This window comes from Pseudomonas sp. Z18(2022) (assembly GCF_036346535.1).
Lineage (GTDB): Bacteria > Pseudomonadota > Gammaproteobacteria > Pseudomonadales > Pseudomonadaceae > Aquipseudomonas > Aquipseudomonas yamanorum_A.
The window spans coordinates 57185-71766 of the sequence record NZ_JAOTOA010000002.1; the positions used below are offsets into that span (position 1 = coordinate 57185).

Annotated in this window: 20 protein-coding genes and 1 tRNA gene; 19 read left to right on the plus strand and 2 right to left on the minus strand. The window is 55.4% G+C overall.

Going from position 1 to position 14582, the window contains the following annotated elements:
* The first annotated feature begins 57 nt into the window (after positions 1-57).
* The 10 genes from V3W39_RS05550 to V3W39_RS05595 all read left to right on the plus strand — a co-directional run bounded on the left by V3W39_RS05550 (position 58) and on the right by V3W39_RS05595 (position 5636).
* Positions 58-588: an SMI1/KNR4 family protein gene (locus V3W39_RS05550; protein ID WP_177042367.1), complete on the plus strand. Its 531-nt coding sequence runs from the start codon at positions 58-60 to the stop codon at positions 586-588.
* Between the two features lie 272 nt (positions 589-860).
* Positions 861-1181, plus strand: a complete 321-nt coding sequence (locus tag V3W39_RS05555) for a deaminase domain-containing protein (RefSeq protein ID WP_330212334.1) — start codon at positions 861-863, stop codon at positions 1179-1181.
* A complete protein-coding gene (locus V3W39_RS05560) occupies positions 1181-1546 on the plus strand; it encodes a hypothetical protein (RefSeq protein WP_177042365.1) in 366 nt (121 codons plus the stop codon). Before V3W39_RS05555 ends, V3W39_RS05560 begins: the two co-directional genes overlap by 1 nt.
* A 185-nt stretch (positions 1547-1731) precedes the next feature.
* Entirely contained in the window at positions 1732-2055 is a 324-nt protein-coding gene (locus V3W39_RS05565; protein ID WP_256348442.1) for a hypothetical protein, read from the plus strand.
* A gap of 184 nt (positions 2056-2239) precedes the next feature.
* Positions 2240-2929 (plus strand): transposase, encoded by a 690-nt coding sequence (locus V3W39_RS05570; protein WP_330212335.1) that lies wholly within the window; start codon positions 2240-2242, stop codon positions 2927-2929.
* Between the two features lie 119 nt (positions 2930-3048).
* Positions 3049-3405 carry a hypothetical protein gene (locus V3W39_RS05575; RefSeq protein ID WP_259195151.1) on the plus strand — a complete coding sequence of 119 codons (357 nt, stop codon included), beginning with the start codon at positions 3049-3051 and terminating at the stop codon, positions 3403-3405.
* 207 nt (positions 3406-3612) lie between these two features.
* Positions 3613-4149 carry a hypothetical protein gene (locus tag V3W39_RS05580; RefSeq protein ID WP_177116152.1) on the plus strand — a complete coding sequence of 179 codons (537 nt, stop codon included), beginning with the start codon at positions 3613-3615 and terminating at the stop codon, positions 4147-4149.
* Between the two features lie 91 nt (positions 4150-4240).
* Entirely contained in the window at positions 4241-4435 is a 195-nt protein-coding gene (locus V3W39_RS05585) for a hypothetical protein (RefSeq protein WP_177042354.1), read from the plus strand.
* Positions 4432-4593, plus strand: a complete 162-nt coding sequence (locus tag V3W39_RS05590) for a hypothetical protein (RefSeq protein WP_177078933.1) — start codon at positions 4432-4434, stop codon at positions 4591-4593. Before V3W39_RS05585 ends, V3W39_RS05590 begins: the two co-directional genes overlap by 4 nt.
* A gap of 188 nt (positions 4594-4781) precedes the next feature.
* Positions 4782-5636 carry a hypothetical protein gene (locus V3W39_RS05595; protein ID WP_330212336.1) on the plus strand — a complete coding sequence of 285 codons (855 nt, stop codon included), beginning with the start codon at positions 4782-4784 and terminating at the stop codon, positions 5634-5636.
* A 79-nt stretch (positions 5637-5715) separates the two neighbouring features.
* Here the strand turns inward: V3W39_RS05595 and V3W39_RS05600 are convergent, their stop codons facing one another.
* Complete coding sequence (locus V3W39_RS05600; RefSeq protein WP_330212471.1) at positions 5716-5973, minus strand: hypothetical protein; 258 nt, start codon at positions 5971-5973, stop codon at positions 5716-5718.
* Between the two features lie 395 nt (positions 5974-6368).
* Here V3W39_RS05600 and V3W39_RS05605 point away from each other — a divergent pair, with 395 nt between their 5' ends.
* From V3W39_RS05605 to V3W39_RS05640, 8 genes are all read left to right on the plus strand, one after another.
* Positions 6369-7061, plus strand: coding sequence for a hypothetical protein (locus tag V3W39_RS05605; protein WP_259195153.1), 693 nt, complete (start codon positions 6369-6371; stop codon positions 7059-7061).
* 37 nt (positions 7062-7098) lie between these two features.
* Positions 7099-7575: an SMI1/KNR4 family protein gene (locus tag V3W39_RS05610; protein WP_177116157.1), complete on the plus strand. Its 477-nt coding sequence runs from the start codon at positions 7099-7101 to the stop codon at positions 7573-7575.
* On the plus strand, positions 7542-7946 hold the full coding sequence (locus V3W39_RS05615; RefSeq protein ID WP_177042343.1) for an SMI1/KNR4 family protein: 405 nt from the start codon (positions 7542-7544) through the stop codon (positions 7944-7946). Before V3W39_RS05610 ends, V3W39_RS05615 begins: the two co-directional genes overlap by 34 nt.
* 321 nt (positions 7947-8267) lie before the next feature.
* The gene (locus V3W39_RS05620) at positions 8268-8858 is read left to right on the plus strand and encodes a hypothetical protein (protein ID WP_330212337.1); all 591 of its coding nucleotides are present in this window, start codon (positions 8268-8270) and stop codon (positions 8856-8858) included.
* 242 nt (positions 8859-9100) lie between these two features.
* Positions 9101-9682: a hypothetical protein gene (locus V3W39_RS05625; protein WP_177042341.1), complete on the plus strand. Its 582-nt coding sequence runs from the start codon at positions 9101-9103 to the stop codon at positions 9680-9682.
* Positions 9683-9756: 74 nt separating this feature from the next.
* A complete protein-coding gene (locus V3W39_RS05630; RefSeq protein ID WP_330212338.1) occupies positions 9757-11406 on the plus strand; it encodes a vWA domain-containing protein in 1650 nt (549 codons plus the stop codon).
* A gap of 26 nt (positions 11407-11432) precedes the next feature.
* Positions 11433-11993: an RNA polymerase sigma factor gene (locus V3W39_RS05635; protein ID WP_177078941.1), complete on the plus strand. Its 561-nt coding sequence runs from the start codon at positions 11433-11435 to the stop codon at positions 11991-11993.
* Positions 11990-12589, plus strand: coding sequence for a hypothetical protein (locus tag V3W39_RS05640; RefSeq protein WP_177042338.1), 600 nt, complete (start codon positions 11990-11992; stop codon positions 12587-12589). Before V3W39_RS05635 ends, V3W39_RS05640 begins: the two co-directional genes overlap by 4 nt.
* Positions 12590-12646: 57 nt before the next feature.
* Here V3W39_RS05640 and V3W39_RS05645 read toward each other — a convergent pair.
* Positions 12647-12723: transfer RNA gene (locus V3W39_RS05645), tRNA-Arg, on the minus strand.
* Between the two features lie 395 nt (positions 12724-13118).
* Here V3W39_RS05645 and gabD point away from each other — a divergent pair.
* The gene (gabD, locus tag V3W39_RS05650) at positions 13119-14561 is read left to right on the plus strand and encodes an NADP-dependent succinate-semialdehyde dehydrogenase (RefSeq protein ID WP_330212339.1); all 1443 of its coding nucleotides are present in this window, start codon (positions 13119-13121) and stop codon (positions 14559-14561) included.
* Positions 14562-14582 lie beyond the last annotated feature (21 nt).

The window sequence follows — 14582 nt, forward strand, 5'->3', positions numbered from 1 at the left end:
GTCAAGCGGTTTTACCCTTGATGTATCAATTCCGAACGTGAGTGGAGTTAAGTAAGAATGATAGATAAACTGATTAGTCTTCTTTCGCCACCCTCTCAGCGAAACTTCGATAATGCGGCTTGGGCGACTTTTGAGTCTGAGGTAGGTCTGCGATTGCCAAATGATTTTAAACAGCTTATATCGATTTACGGATGTGGAGCAGTAGACGATTTCGTATGGGTGTTAGACCCATTTTCAAAAAACCCAAATTTGAACTTTGAAAAAAGTAAGTACTTTGTAGATGCATATGCTGTAATGAGGCAGGAGTTTTTATCGGACTATCCAAGACCAGATTACCCTGCGGAAGGTTCTTTTCTTCCTTGGGCGGTAACGGATAATGGAGAAACTCTTGTTTGGTTGGTTGAAGGAGAGCCAGACTCATGGAAAGTTGCTATTCATAGCTCGGATCAGGGGGAGGAAGAGGTCTACAACTTCGGTTGTGTTGAGTTTCTTTTAAAGCTGCTTAGCAGAGGTATTTCGTCAAAAATTCTACCTAGTCAGTTTCCTCCTGTTGATCTGGATAAGCATTTTTTTACAGCTGCTGATTAGGTGCAAAAGGGCCAATTCCTGTTTCACCTCAGCCAGCGCCACTTACCACTGATCTCGGGTCAAGTTACAAAGTCATAACGCCCCGTGGTCCAGGTGCATCAGAAGGCCCTTTACCCCCTAGAAATAGAGCAGAAATAGAGAAATAGGGGTCAGACCACGGTTTTCTAATTAAATCATCAGAAATAGGGGTCAGACCACGGTTTTCTAATTAAATCATTAATAGTGGTCTGACCCCTATTTCTGTTGATGCTTTGTCCAAAGAAGTAATGGTAATGAAGTCTTTTAGTCAATATGACGCCCGCGTCGGTGAGTTTTTGCCAAAGCCCGCTGGCAATTTAGATTCTTGGCTGTTAAAGCCACAGCCGGCCACGTCGAGATATATTGGTACACCCGAAGCTTACTTGAGAGATATGGATACGGAGTTTAAAATCCTTGAAACAGTCGCACAGCGCTTGGGCGATAACACGGCGGCAGCGGGGCGCATTAACCTTGTGTCGGAGAAGATGGTGTGTCCTAGTTGTAGTGATGTGATTAAGCAGTTTCGTGACCGATATCCAAAAATTCAACTCAATATTTTTACGGTAGATAAATAATGCCCTACGAGAAAATCACGTACGACGAAATTCAGCAGGTAGTGCAGCGGCTTTACAATAAGGCGTTGGGAGAGCTAAATCTGAAGCCTGAGCAGGCATTTGCCTACGTACAAGATGAGTCGGAGCTTCTCCATAATGATGATCCACTCGCTAATATTATTTTGCAAACAGCAATATATAAGTGGGGTGCAGCTCATGGAGTTAAACTTTCGAAGGAAAGTGTATATGCTCAGGATATGTTGGAGATTCTATCTGATGCATTTAGAAAGTTTGATTTATTGAGTGAGGCCGAGAAGGGTGGGTTGGGTGTTAAATCTGAGCAGGTTGCTGCAGAAATTGCAGTTGTTAAAGAGCTTTATCTTTAAAGCTAGAGGGAAAAAATAGTGGTCTGACCCCTATTTCCCTGGCCGGCAGGTTAAAAGAACGGATTACACTAATCACGGATATGGAAACCAAGAAAAGCCTGCGGAATATCATTCCGACCCCCACACGCATACCTATGAATATGGTCCAGGCTATGGATCCAATGGGAAAGAGACGAGGATTAATAATGATTAGTCTTCCAGAATTGAATGAATTGCTTGTTGCTCACAACTGCCTGCATGCAATTAGTATTCAGTTGAATGTTGACGGGATGGCTTATGATTTATCTTTATCGATTTCTGCCTCTGAAAAGGTAGGGGCTGATGTGGTGAGTATCAGGTTCATTGATATTAGCCAATTTACGTCCCGTGATTTTGGCGGCGGATTAACTCAGCTGATGCACATGAACGTTAGTAAGCTGGATTCTGGCTTCGATAGGATGCGTTATCAACTGAGTGATCTTGAGGATAAAAAGCTGTCGTTTTACTTCTCATCATTCTCGCTTGATTAGCTGGTGCAAAAGCGGCAGGTGAAGTCGTGCCTCCCGCGCCTGTGGTGAGAAATAGGGGTCAGACCACGTTTAAGGCTGGCAGAGTTGCTCTTTAAAAACTTGATTTATTTTTTAATTGTTCTGTCTTTGTCGCCTTCGTGATAAGCGGCTAAGCTCAAAACTCTTGTCCAGTTATGAGTTTTTTATGCCTCGACGTCCTAGGGTTTTATTGCCAGATATCCCATTGCACATTATTCAACGGGGAAATAACAGGTCTGCATGTTTTTATTCGGATGACGACTACAATTTTTACATTGATAACTTAACTGTGCTTGCTGAAATGCATGGCTGTAAAGTCCATGCATTGTGTTTGATGACAAATCACGTGCATTTATTATTGACTCCCGCCTGCTGTGCAGGAGCTGGTTTACTTATGAAAGGGCTGGGGCAGCGTTACGTCCAATATGTAAATCGAACATATCAACGGACGGGCACTCTTTGGGAAGGCCGCTTTCGCTCTTGCTTGGTTCAGCAAGATGACTATGTTTTGGCGTGCTATCGATATATAGAAATGAACCCAGTTAGAGCGGGTATGGTTGCTCATCCGGGGGAGTATCGATGGACCAGCTATAGAGTGAACGCACAGTGCGAGCCATCAGATTTTATCAACCCGCATGCGGTTTATAGAAACTTAGGCAGCAACATCTCGCAACGAGCAGAAGCTTACCAGTCTCTATTCAAAGACCGGCTTTCCCCTGAGCTAATAGAGCAAATTCGACTATCTACAAACGGCAATTACGTTTTGGGTGGTCAGAAGTTTGCTTCAGAGGTCGCACAGGCATTAGGTAAAAGAGTTTCTCGGGGTAGAGCAGGACGTCCAAAAAATGTGAGTTAGAAGAATAGTGGTCTGACCCCTATTTTTCTTTGATGGGATGGGTATTAAGTATGAATCCAAATGACTATTTAGGCGAGCTACTGATTGAAACTTTAGTGAGCTTTAGGAAGTCCATATCGATGGTTGACTACGCCAAAGTTGAAGATGATGAGTTTTTAAAGTTGCCCGAATTCGGCGTATATTTTCAAGCCGGTAGCGACGGAGTTATTGCGGCTTACAGAGTTTATTATCAGGCCACGGATGAGTATTATCATGCTGGCTCCGAAACAAAAAAGGAGTGTCTTGATATTGCGACTGTCGACGATTCAATCGATCTTCTTGGACAACCCGCGCGGGATGTACCCTCCATACGTATTCCCGGAAGAGCACCTACAAGTCCTGGGTGTGATTTTCTATTAAAGCAGAAAGTGATAACGGTTCATTATGATGCCGAAAGTCGATTTGTTACTTATGTGCATGTCAGAAGTAAAGTTTGAAGTGTGTAGAAATAGGGTGCAGACCACGGTTTTCTAATTAAATCATTAATAGTATTAATAGTGGTCTGACCCCTATTTCCGTGACCCCTATTTCCGACTATTTCTCTGACCCCTATTATTCTTGAGACGGCGGATATTGGTGGTGTGCCCTATTCACCCCTCAATAAATTACCCATAACAGCTTGATATGTAAGCCTAGGAGTTATCTTGAAGACCCTTTCGCTAGCCCTCTTTTCTGCTCTGTTGCTGAGCGGCTGCGGCTCTACTAGCTATGAGAAGCCTATTCCCTATGATCAGGCAACCACCGCACGCATCCGTCTTTTTGGGAACAACGGTTTGCCGGTTGCCATCAATCCAGGGCAAGACTGCGCTTCGAGTAAAGAGCCTCTTTATGCCTACGGTTATACCCTTGCGGATAAGGTCAATTCCACCTTGGGGCAACACACCAAACGAAGTGTCGGAATGCCTGCTTCCTGGAGAAGTGATCACCTGAGCTACGGCGAGTCTTACGCAGAGTTTGTTATACCTGCGGGTTTACCGTCTGTAGTGGTGATGAAAATGCTTTCCGGCGAGGCGTTTTGTGTGCCAGATCCCCGCGTGTTTGTTCCTGAGGCGGGTAAAGACTATGAGGCGTACCTTCAGAGGCAAGGCGGGCAATGCGGTGGGGTAATTCGGTTGCTCTCCGGCGTAGAGGCGCCTGGCGCTGGCGCAGAAGTCCCGTCGAGTAGATGCGCAAAAAAATAGGTGTTCTGATCGGTTTGGGTCGGCAGCCCCAGACGGCACACCCGCTTTATGGATTTTATCGAGCTGATAAGGAAATCTCAGGTGAGTGGCAATGAAAAATACACCTGAAATACGACAGCTGATCAGCGAAATAGCCACCGCGTTGAGCCTGCCCGAGACGTTGCTGGCCTGCGCGCAGGAAGCCATCAGCGTGCCTATCTGCACGCTGGAAGCCCCCGCAGCCTGGTATTGCTTTCCACCTGCGCTTACGCCTATCTGGAGTGACGGTTCCGGCCCCACTGCATGACCTATGAAATCGCCAGGACCTCCGCGCAGTTGTTTGCCGTGATCGCGATGATGTCGATGAGTGTGGACGACGGCATCACACCGGAGCTTGAGCAGTTCGCCGACGCGGTGGGGCTTGATTGCCGACGCAAGGCAAGCCCTTATAGCGTTGCAGGCTAAGGCAGATGATGAAGCGTTCGATAAGGTAGTGGCCTACTGGCTGTCCATTGCGGATGTGAGTGCAGGGGCTTATTGAGGGGGGAGGGGTGTCACCGTGAGCGATTGTGCTCTGAAGAAAATTGACGGTGCTCTGGTGTCCTGCCCCGATATCTGTGAGCGATATACGAGCATGGCTGACAAGGACGATCATGAAAAAATTAAACCGCATTCTTGAACAACACCGGCATTGGCTGTCCCGCTCGCCTCTCATGGTTGCTCAAGAGCTTGAGTTCCTGGACGAGGACCTGGCCAGTGACTCGTTGCTGGGGTTTGACAACGTCTCGGACTCGCTGGGGATGCTTGCGGTCCATTACGGCATTCAGGGCGAAGTTGCCATTTTCGACGGCGATGAAACCGGCTGGGAGAACGTCGCCCGTTCGATGATGTATCGCTACTGGGCACTGATGTTGAGAGCCAGGTCCTTCTCCAACACGCGTTTTCTCCAAGGCATCAAGACGGTGCCTGACCTGAGCAATCATCTGAGCCATGCCGCGTGTTTGCTCGCGGCCTTCATCGCGGCGAACCGGCGTGACCTGGCGTCATCGACGGCCGATGTGTTGGCCGGGATGCTGTCTGTACCCGGCGCCGTTGATGCGCGCTTTTTGAAAGGACGCCATTTTGAGCCGTTCATGTTGTGGCTTTACTCCGTTTATTCGCAGGAGGAGGCCGCCGCGCAGATCGGGTCGATGAACCTGGGGGTTTATCAGTCGGTGATCGACAACTGGGCTGACGAGCAGCAGTTGGCAGTGGTGCTGGAGGAGCTTGGTCGGTATCACTTGGCCAATGCCGAGGACAATGGTGGCGCCTGGAAACCCGAATTCAAAAGCCCGCCGTTTGATGTGTTGCTGGTGGAGGTCGGCGCGATTTATCGGGTGCGCCAACAGCTTGGCCTGCCATTACCTACCGTGACAGACCCGCTGCTTTGCGTGGGAGCGGCGGCATCGTTCTCACCTGACGAATTGGTCGTAAGGGTTGAATCCGCTTACAGGCGTTTTTTTGGTTGAACATGAAAGCGGTCAAAGCCCCGTTTTCATCTCCGCCCTGGCCATCAAGTGGGCGGCGCTACCGCCGCCCGGCTTTTACTCAGGATGGATCGGCATTGAGCCGGCGACTGATGACATCCAGCAAATCACACCCATCGCGCAACGGAATCGCCAGCAATTGGGCGAAGTCTTGAAGCACCACGGCGTCGCTGCTGAACTGGTCGCGAAAGGCCAGGTTTTCCAGCAATTGGGTGACGGCGCGAATCCGGTACACGGCAGCGTCGTGGAGGACATCGAGGGGCGCATGGGTGTCGATAAGCAGGGCGGGGACGGTGCAGTCGTGGCCCGTGAGGGGCATATATTGGTTCATCTTTGACTCTCTACTTAAGTGATTGAGGCAATCACTCAAACGTCGCCAAACGAATGGGTGACAGCTGTACGCAGGTTGGCGAACCGGCAGTAGAGAAAACCGGCAGACCCTAAGGTCTCCCGCGCACAGCCGTCATAGAACGACTTTGCAGGCGAGCAAGTGGCTGCAAAAAGCCACCAGCTTACGCATTCTCTACCGTCAGGTCGCCAAACCTGAATCGCCATGTGGGCGACGGCCCGGACTATAAGCCCCCACCCAAACCCACGCAAGGCAGCAAAGTACTGGCCCAATCCCAATCCCAATGCCTCATGTCTTCACCCCCATTGCCGACACCCTGGCGATGATTAAACGCATCCACCCACCACCAACATTAAAGGACTGATGTGAAAAACCTTCTCCTGGTTCTCCTCTCCACCCTCATCCTCGGCGGCTGTGTCAGCCAGCCCCTCACGCCCGAGCATCGTGCGCAGGTCAAGACAGTCAAAGTGCTGCCCGTGAAATGGGAAAAGAACATGGTCTACATGGGCCGTGAACAAGCCTGGGGTGCAGCCCTGGGCGCCGGGCTTGGCGCGGGCGTCGGCATGGCCAGCGGTGCGTCCAAGCTGGGCACGGCGGCCTTGAGCGGCGCGGGGTTCGCCGCCGGCATGAAGGCGGGGCAACTGGCCGAGATGTCGACGCCGGCGGCGATCCTCACGGTGATGGACGCCGAAAATATCGACTTGGGCGTGTTGCTCAAGCAGGCGTTTATCGAGGCCTTGGGTAAGGCGTCATCGCTGAAGGTGGTGGGCGACGACGAGCCGGCCGATGCGCAGATTCAACTGACAGTGGGCGAGTGGGGCTTTCGCCTGACTCAGGGTTTCAGCAGCGTGGTCTACCCGACGCTTACCGTGGTGGCGCGCATGGACCGTGGCGACGAGATGCTCTGGCGCACGGTGGAGTCGGTCACGCCGTTCAATGGTCAGAATGTCTACGGCTACACACCGCTCACTTATCGCACTGATCCTGAGGCGTTGCGCCGCGCGTTGACGGGTATCACGCAGATCTCCGGTGGGTATCTGGTGAAGGAGCTCAAGTAGCTCCGCGAGCAGATCAGAAAATATCAGGAGAGCGACAATGGAAAACACATCTGAAATACGACAGTTGATCAGCGAGATTACCTCGGCTGTGGGCTATGAAGGGGACTTCGGCGACCGTATAGATAACGTCGACTTGATACTGAGCGGGGTGGATGCCGCGAGTCGCAATGGTGTTCCTGCTGACTATCTGGAGTTCCTTGCCACCTTTGGGTTTGGTGAGCTGGACTGTGCGCTCTATGTGAGTGATGGGCCGGTAAGGTATACCGCTCTAGCCGATGCAGACGCGGGCATCTATGCCGGGCTGTATGTCTTCGCGGGGGACTCCTGTGAGGTTTCATACGCTTTTGATACTCGGGGCAATTGGGCGATCGTTGAGCTGGACGCTGAAATCGATGAGGTTGAAGTCGTGTCTGAAGACTTTTCGAGCTTCATTTTTAATAAGCTGGCTTATGTAAAAGATTTGATCGAAAGGAGGCAGGCATGGAGCTCTACAACTTCACCGAAGGCCAACTGAACGGCCCCGCCGAGGCTGCATTTGTCGACGGTCTCAACGCAGCACTGGGCGTCGCGCTCCCGCCGAGCTACCTCGATTTTCTCAAAGCACACGATGGCGGTGATGGCTTTATCGGCGACCATTACATCGTCTTCTGGCAAGCGCAGGAACTGGCTGACTTCAATCGTGAGTACGAGGTTGGAACCTATGCCCCGGGCATCTTTCTATTTGCTTGCGATGGTGGTGGCGAAGGCTACGGTTTTGACACCGATGAGGCTTCGATGCCAATTGTGCGCATCCCCCTTATCGGTATGGAGCGCCAGTATGCCGAGCCGGTCGCGCAGAATGTGCCCGAGCTTTTTGTTCGGTTAGCGCTTGAGCCTGCGGGGTAGGCCCCGGTGCCATAACGCGCAGCATCTTGAACATTTTGTATATTCCAGTGTCTTTACCCCGCCCACCCGCAACCGGTCGGGCTGCATGGACTGCCGCGTTTCCAAATGACATTAAGGATTAATGTGAACCTCGCCCCCCCCAACCTTTTCTCTGTCACCGCCGGCGTCGGCGCCCATGCGCGCGCCTGCGTTTCAGAAAGGTACCTCCGGGGGAGTGCATTGGGATCAATTGATCCCTCTTTTGGCAAAGCTACTGTGGCCGTCGTATTGGCGGCTTTGAATGTAGTTTCGGATTTTTAAATGCGTTTAGGGAAAAACCCAATGAAAAAGACCTCACTCCTGATCCTCGCCCTGGCTTTGGCCGGCTGCCACTCCACCGCCAGGAACTCCTCGCCAACCCTGCTCACGGACGGTGTGCAGTTGCAGCAAAAAAAGGTCGAGGCGGATAGCGAACACGCCAAGGTCATCATGCGGGCCACCGGTTTCACCTACCCGGTGCAGTTCTCCATACGTCGCAGCTCCGATGCGGACCAGCGTCCGGAACTCCTCGGGACAGTCGTGGATTCCGGTCGCGGCAAAGTGTTCGGCTGGATCGCCAAAATGAGCGAGGTCACCAACAGCGCTGTCGTCAAACGCTTCCCGCAGTTGGAAGCGCAGGCTGACCCGGGGCAGCCCTTTGAAGTGATCGGTGAGTCACGGGTCTACAACGCCAACTACGTCGGCCTCGTCAAAACCTATGTGTATGAATGCGGCCCCATGAGTTCGACCTTCAAGCCTGAGAAGCAGAAGGTTTACCTGGTGGAGTTCGTGATTATCGGGAAGGGCTGTGAGCAGCATGTGTACGACGTGACTGCGCCCAATGAGCGTATCCCTGTGGCGACTGTGGCAGCGGCGACAGGAGCTGCAGGCTGACGCCGATGTAAAGGTGGCGATTAAGCCCGCGGCGGATACCGCGGCTGAAATGAAGGTCACGCGCTGGCGGCTGCCCGGCGCTCGGGGAATGTGCATGCACTGCTGTGCCTGTTTATCCCCTGCCATGTCTATGTTTATGTCAGAAAAGTTCGCCAGGCCTCGAATTGAGGTCGGGCTCGAAAAGGCGCGGACAATTCCGTAAAATGAAGTCAAATTGACATCACTCAGGGAAGAACTCAGACATGCGCGTTTTTGCTTTACTCCTGGCCTTCAGCTTTCTGGCGGGCTGCGCCTCCAAGCCGGCTTACTACATTTCCCCCGCACCGGTTCACATCCCCAAGACCGCCACCTATTGGCTCGACACCTTCGATGTTGAAGTGGTGGGCAAGAACACACGCTTCCTGCCTGATGAAAAAGTCCGCGAGCAACTGGGCGTCGACCTGGTCAACCGCCTGCTCAAGGCCAAGCGCTACGCCACCAGCAAAGAAACCGCCGATTACCTGCTGGACGTGAATCTGGTCTACACCCGCCATATCCAGGACTCCAAGGGCGGACTCGCCACGGTGCTTGTTGATGACAACACCATCTTGCTGAGTGTCGACTTCAGCTATCAGGTCAAGGTCAAGAAGGGCGGTGCCGAGGTGTTGCACTTTGCCAAGGACCGCAGTGGCCTGGTGCCCGGCGGTGTGCTGGGCCAGTGGCAGCAGTACAAGACCATGGGCGGGGTCATCAGCAACACCGGCAACACCAGCGTCGAGCCTTTTTACACGGGCGTGTTGAGCCGCTTTATCGTCGATGATTTGCGCGATATTCCGTCGCGCTAAGTTGCTTTAACCCGAATCACCAATCCCTTGCGTCTGACCTTGTGAACGGATCATTCATTCACGAGGTTCAGCCCATGTCCCGTCCTCTTCTGCTTTTGCGCCCTGCCGCCCAAGGCTTTGCCGTGACCCTGCTGGTGGCGCTTGCCGGGTGTGGGCTTTCTTCATCCCGTGATGTGGCCAAGCCGGCTGACACGGCGCCTGTTGCGGAGCTGCAAAGCGAACCCGTCCGCGCCCAGGGCGCCATGGTCAAGCGCATGGTTGCGCCGGCACCGATGGCGTCGCAGTTGGTGATGCGTGACTCGGCTGCCATGGAGTACCGGGAGCAATATCAGAACCTCCCGGACAACCCGATCCGCAGCGTGGCCGAAACGCCGGTCTCCACCTTCAGCGTCGATGTCGATACCGGCAGCTATGCCAACGTACGACGTTTCCTCAATCAAGGCAGCCTGCCACCCGAGGGTGCTGTACGACTGGAGGAGATGGTCAATTACTTCCCCTACGACTACGCATTGCCCACCGATGGCTCGCCCTTTGGCGTGACCACCGAAGTGGCACCGTCACCCTGGAACCCCCACACCCGATTGCTGCGCATCGGCATCAAGGCCTCGGACCGCGCCGTGGCCGACCTGGCACCGGCCAACCTGGTGTTCCTGGTGGACGTGTCCGGCTCGATGAACCGCCGCGAAGGCCTGCCACTGGTCAAGAGCACCCTGAAGCTGCTGGTGGATCAATTGCGCGACCAGGACCGCGTGTCGCTGGTGGTCTACGCCGGCGAATCGCGGGTGGTGCTCAAGCCCACTTCGGGTCGGGACAAAACCACGATCCGCAACGCCATCGACCAGTTGACCGCCGGCGGCTCCACCGCAGGCGCTTCGGGTATCGAGATGGCTTACCAAATGGCCCGCGAAGGGTTTATCGACAAAGGCATCAACCGCATCCTGCTGGCCACCGACGGCGACTTCAACGTGGGCGTCAGCGACTTCGACAGCCTCAAGCAAATGGCCGTGGACCAGCGCAAAAGCGGCGTGTCCCTGACCACCCTCGGCTTTGGTGTGGATAACTACAACGAACACCTGATGGAACAACTGGCCGATGCCGGAGACGGCAACTACGCCTACATCGATAACCTGCGCGAAGCCCGCAAGGTGCTGGTGGGCCAACTCAGCTCGACCCTCGCGGTAGTGGCCCGGGATGTGAAACTGCAAGTGGAATTCAACCCGGCGCAGGTCAGTGAATACCGACTGCTGGGCTATGAAAACCGTGCCTTGAAACGAGAGGATTTCAACAACGACAAGGTCGACGCCGGAGAGATCGGTGCAGGGCACACGGTTACGGCGCTGTATGAAATTGTCCCGAAGGGCGAACAGGGATGGCTGGAGCCACTGCGCTACGCATCGCCACCCAACGCTGACGGTAAAAGCTCCGAATTGGCCATGCTGCGGGTACGTTACAAGCCGGCTGAAGGTGGCAATAGCCGACTGATCGAACGCCCGATCAGCAACGAGCAGAGCGCCAAACCCAGCGACGACCTGCGCTTCTCTGCCGCCGTGGCCGCTTTCGCCCAGCAACTCAAGGGTGATGGCCGCTACACTGGCAGCATGAGTTTCAAGGACACGGCCGCACTGGCCCGCTCCGCCCGGGGCGACGACCCCTTCGGCTTGCGCGGCGAGTTTGTGCAACTGGTCGAATTGGCCCAGAGCCTCCAGGCCCCGGCCAAACACTGATTCACCTCAAAGGAGTGTGCCACCTGATGGATTCACCCAGCGACGAAGCCCTGCTGTCCCGCTATCGCAGCGGCGACGGCGCAGCGTTCGAGGCCCTGTATGCGCGGCATCGACAGGGCCTGTACCGTTTCCTCGTGTCCTTGAGCAACAAGGCCGAACTGGCCGAGGAAGTGTTCCAGGACACCTGGCTCAGCCTGATCCGCAGCACCAGCGAGCCACAGGGGCGGGCGAGTTTTCGTACCTGGCTGTTCAAGATTGCCCGCAACCGCCTGATCGACCACTGGCGCAGGCACGGCATCCACAACCCGCTGCACGACAGCTACGATGAGCAGCTGCACGGCCAGCCCGACGACAGCGCCGGGCCTGAGCAACAGCTGAGCCTGAGCCGCGACCAGGCGCGCCTGGACACCGCACTTCAAAGCTTGCCCGAAGACCAGCGCGAAGTGTTCCTGCTGCGCCTGCACGGCGACCTGGAAGTGCCACAAATTGCCGCGCTCACCGGCGCCCCACTGGAAACGGTAAAAAGCCGCTTGCGTTACGCCCAGCAGAAACTGCGCCGACTGCTGGCCGAGGAGGTACCCGCATGACTGACTCCCGAGATACCCAGGATTCAAACGACGACCTGCTGATCGAGCATTTCCGTCAACACGCCAGCGGTGAGCCGCCGGCGTCCCTGGACGCTTTCATCCTGGCCACCGCCCACCGTGAAGCCCCTGTGCGCCAGCCCAACCTTTGGCAACGCTGGTTGCAGGCCTGCCAACGGCCGCGCTGGCAGATGGCATTCGCCACCGTGGCCGGCGTGGCGCTGATGATTGGTTTGGTAACGCGCTCGCCGGTGCCACAGCCGGAGTTATCCACAGGGACTTACGCGGCCGCCCCGCAAGAACTGGCCCGGCCAGCCCCGGCAGCCGCGCCGATGGCTCGATTCTCTGTGGCTCCGCAGGCCGATAGCGCGCCGCAGGTGCAGGCAGAAGTCGCGGGTTCGCTGGCGGATGAGCCAGTAGCGAAGATGAGCAAACGCGCGGCTGTTGTGCTGTCGCCGCTGGAGCAAGGCTTGCAGGAAATCCTGCGGTTGCGCCAGGCGGGAGAGGCCAAGGCGGCGGATGAGAAACTGCTGGAGTTGCATAAGCGCTTTCCCAAGGAGGATTTGCCGGCGCGGTTGGAGGCGTTGCAGAAGCCATAAGTCAGCGCTCACAAAAAAGCCCCAGGTCTTTCGACCTGGGGCTTTTTCGTCTGTATCTGGTGCACCCGGCGGGATTCGAACCCACGACCCCTGCCTTCGGAGGGCAGTACTCTATCCAGCTGAGCTACGGATGCTTGTGCGGGCGACATCATACCCATGTCGACCTTGGGCGTCCATGCCGCTTTTCGCCCGCCCGCCCGTAGGATTACGCGCCGCTGAAGCCCTGTGCCGGGCGTCTTGGCCCATCGGGGTGGAACTCGCTTGAAATACGCTGATCAGAAAAATGGAGCAAATGCGCCGTTTTCGTTCTTTTTTTCGAACAGACTATTGCCCTGTACCCCCATTGATCCTAGGATTCGTTTGAGATTTCAAACGCTCTTGTCTGGGTGCTGAACCGCACATCTGTCCATCCGTGCGCTATTTACGTGCTTCAGCCCAGTGAATGATTTCCCTGACGGCAGCCCTCAAGGCGCCTTTCAACAACTCTAATTCGCTCCGCGCGTGCGCGGTGCTGTTAAGGAAAGCCGACATGCAGCTCAAAGACACCCAGTTGTTCCGCCAGCAAGCCTTCATTGATGGCGCTTGGGTCGATGCGGACAACGGTCAAACGATCAAGGTCAACAACCCCGCTACCGGCGAAATCCTCGGTACCGTGCCAAAAATGGGCGCCGCCGAAACCCGTCGCGCTATTGAAGCAGCTGACAAGGCCCTGCCGGCCTGGCGTGCACTCACCGCCAAGGACCGCGCCAACAAGCTGCGTCGCTGGTTCGAACTGATCATCGAGAACCAGGATGACCTGGCCCGCCTGATGACCCTGGAACAGGGCAAGCCACTGGCCGAAGCCAAGGGCGAAATCGTCTACGCTGCCTCGTTCATCGAGTGGTTCGCCGAAGAAGCCAAGCGCGTCTACGGTGATGTCATCCCCGGCCACCAGCCGGACAAGCGCCTGATCGTGATCAAGCAGCCGATCGGCGTTACCGCCGCCATCACGCCGTGGAACTTCCCGGCCGCGATGATCACCCGTAAAGCCGGCCCGGCCCTGGCCGCCGGTTGCACCATGGTGCTCAAGCCTGCGTCGCAAACCCCGTTCTCGGCGTTCGCCCTGGCTGAACTGGCCCAGCGTGCCGGCATTCCGAACGGCGTGTTCAGCGTGGTCTCCGGCAGCGCCGGCGATATCGGCAGCGAGCTGACCAGCAACCCGATCGTGCGTAAGTTGTCCTTCACCGGCTCCACCGAAATCGGTCGCCAGCTGATGGCCGAATGCGCCAAGGACATCAAGAAAGTCTCCCTGGAACTGGGCGGTAACGCGCCGTTCATCGTGTTTGACGACGCCGACCTGGATAAGGCCGTCGAAGGCGCGATCATTTCCAAGTACCGCAACAACGGCCAGACCTGCGTCTGCGCCAACCGCCTGTACATTCAGGATTCGGTGTACGACGCGTTCGCCGAGAAACTGAAAGTGGCCGTGGCCAAGCTGAAGATCGGCAACGGTCTGGAAGAAGGCACCACCACTGGCCCGCTGATCGACGAGAAGGCCGTGGCCAAGGTTCAGGAGCACATCGCTGATGCCCTGAGCAAAGGCGCCACCCTGCTGGCCGGCGGTAAGGTCATCGATGGCACTTTCTTCGAGCCGACCATCCTGGTCAACGTGCCGAAAGACGCTGCCGTGGCCAAGGAAGAAACCTTCGGCCCATTGGCGCCGCTGTTCCGCTTCAAAGACGAAGCCGAAGTGATCGCGATGTCCAACGACACCGAGTTCGGCCTGGCTTCCTACTTCTATGCTCGCGACCTGGGCCGTGTGTTCCGTGTGGCTGAAGCCCTGGAATACGGCATGGTCGGCGTCAACACCGGGTTGATCTCCAACGAAGTGGCGCCGTTCGGCGGCATCAAGGCTTCGGGCCTGGGCCGTGAAGGTTCCAAGTACGGGATCGAGGATTACCTGGAAATCAAATACCTCTGCCTGGGCATCTAAGCTCGGCAAGGCATTGCTGCA

Excerpts from the sequence above, each read along its gene's own strand:
- V3W39_RS05550 (WP_177042367.1), top strand. The coding sequence starts at position 58 with ATGATAGATAAACTGATTAGTCTTCTTTCGCCACCCTCTCAGCGAAAC.
- V3W39_RS05555 (WP_330212334.1), top strand. The coding sequence starts at position 861 with ATGAAGTCTTTTAGTCAATATGACGCCCGCGTCGGTGAGTTTTTGCCA.
- V3W39_RS05560 (WP_177042365.1), top strand. The coding sequence starts at position 1,181 with ATGCCCTACGAGAAAATCACGTACGACGAAATTCAGCAGGTAGTGCAG.
- V3W39_RS05565 (WP_256348442.1), top strand. The coding sequence starts at position 1,732 with ATGATTAGTCTTCCAGAATTGAATGAATTGCTTGTTGCTCACAACTGC.
- V3W39_RS05570 (WP_330212335.1), top strand. The coding sequence starts at position 2,240 with ATGCCTCGACGTCCTAGGGTTTTATTGCCAGATATCCCATTGCACATT.
- V3W39_RS05575 (WP_259195151.1), top strand. The coding sequence starts at position 3,049 with ATGGTTGACTACGCCAAAGTTGAAGATGATGAGTTTTTAAAGTTGCCC.
- V3W39_RS05585 (WP_177042354.1), top strand. The coding sequence starts at position 4,241 with ATGAAAAATACACCTGAAATACGACAGCTGATCAGCGAAATAGCCACC.
- V3W39_RS05590 (WP_177078933.1), top strand. The coding sequence starts at position 4,432 with ATGACCTATGAAATCGCCAGGACCTCCGCGCAGTTGTTTGCCGTGATC.
- V3W39_RS05595 (WP_330212336.1), top strand. The coding sequence starts at position 4,782 with ATGAAAAAATTAAACCGCATTCTTGAACAACACCGGCATTGGCTGTCC.
- V3W39_RS05600 (WP_330212471.1), bottom strand. The coding sequence starts at position 5,973 with ATGCCCCTCACGGGCCACGACTGCACCGTCCCCGCCCTGCTTATCGAC.
- V3W39_RS05610 (WP_177116157.1), top strand. The coding sequence starts at position 7,099 with ATGGAAAACACATCTGAAATACGACAGTTGATCAGCGAGATTACCTCG.
- V3W39_RS05615 (WP_177042343.1), top strand. The coding sequence starts at position 7,542 with ATGGAGCTCTACAACTTCACCGAAGGCCAACTGAACGGCCCCGCCGAG.
- V3W39_RS05620 (WP_330212337.1), top strand. The coding sequence starts at position 8,268 with ATGAAAAAGACCTCACTCCTGATCCTCGCCCTGGCTTTGGCCGGCTGC.
- V3W39_RS05625 (WP_177042341.1), top strand. The coding sequence starts at position 9,101 with ATGCGCGTTTTTGCTTTACTCCTGGCCTTCAGCTTTCTGGCGGGCTGC.
- V3W39_RS05630 (WP_330212338.1), top strand. The coding sequence starts at position 9,757 with ATGTCCCGTCCTCTTCTGCTTTTGCGCCCTGCCGCCCAAGGCTTTGCC.
- V3W39_RS05635 (WP_177078941.1), top strand. The coding sequence starts at position 11,433 with ATGGATTCACCCAGCGACGAAGCCCTGCTGTCCCGCTATCGCAGCGGC.
- V3W39_RS05640 (WP_177042338.1), top strand. The coding sequence starts at position 11,990 with ATGACTGACTCCCGAGATACCCAGGATTCAAACGACGACCTGCTGATC.
- gabD (WP_330212339.1), top strand. The coding sequence starts at position 13,119 with ATGCAGCTCAAAGACACCCAGTTGTTCCGCCAGCAAGCCTTCATTGAT.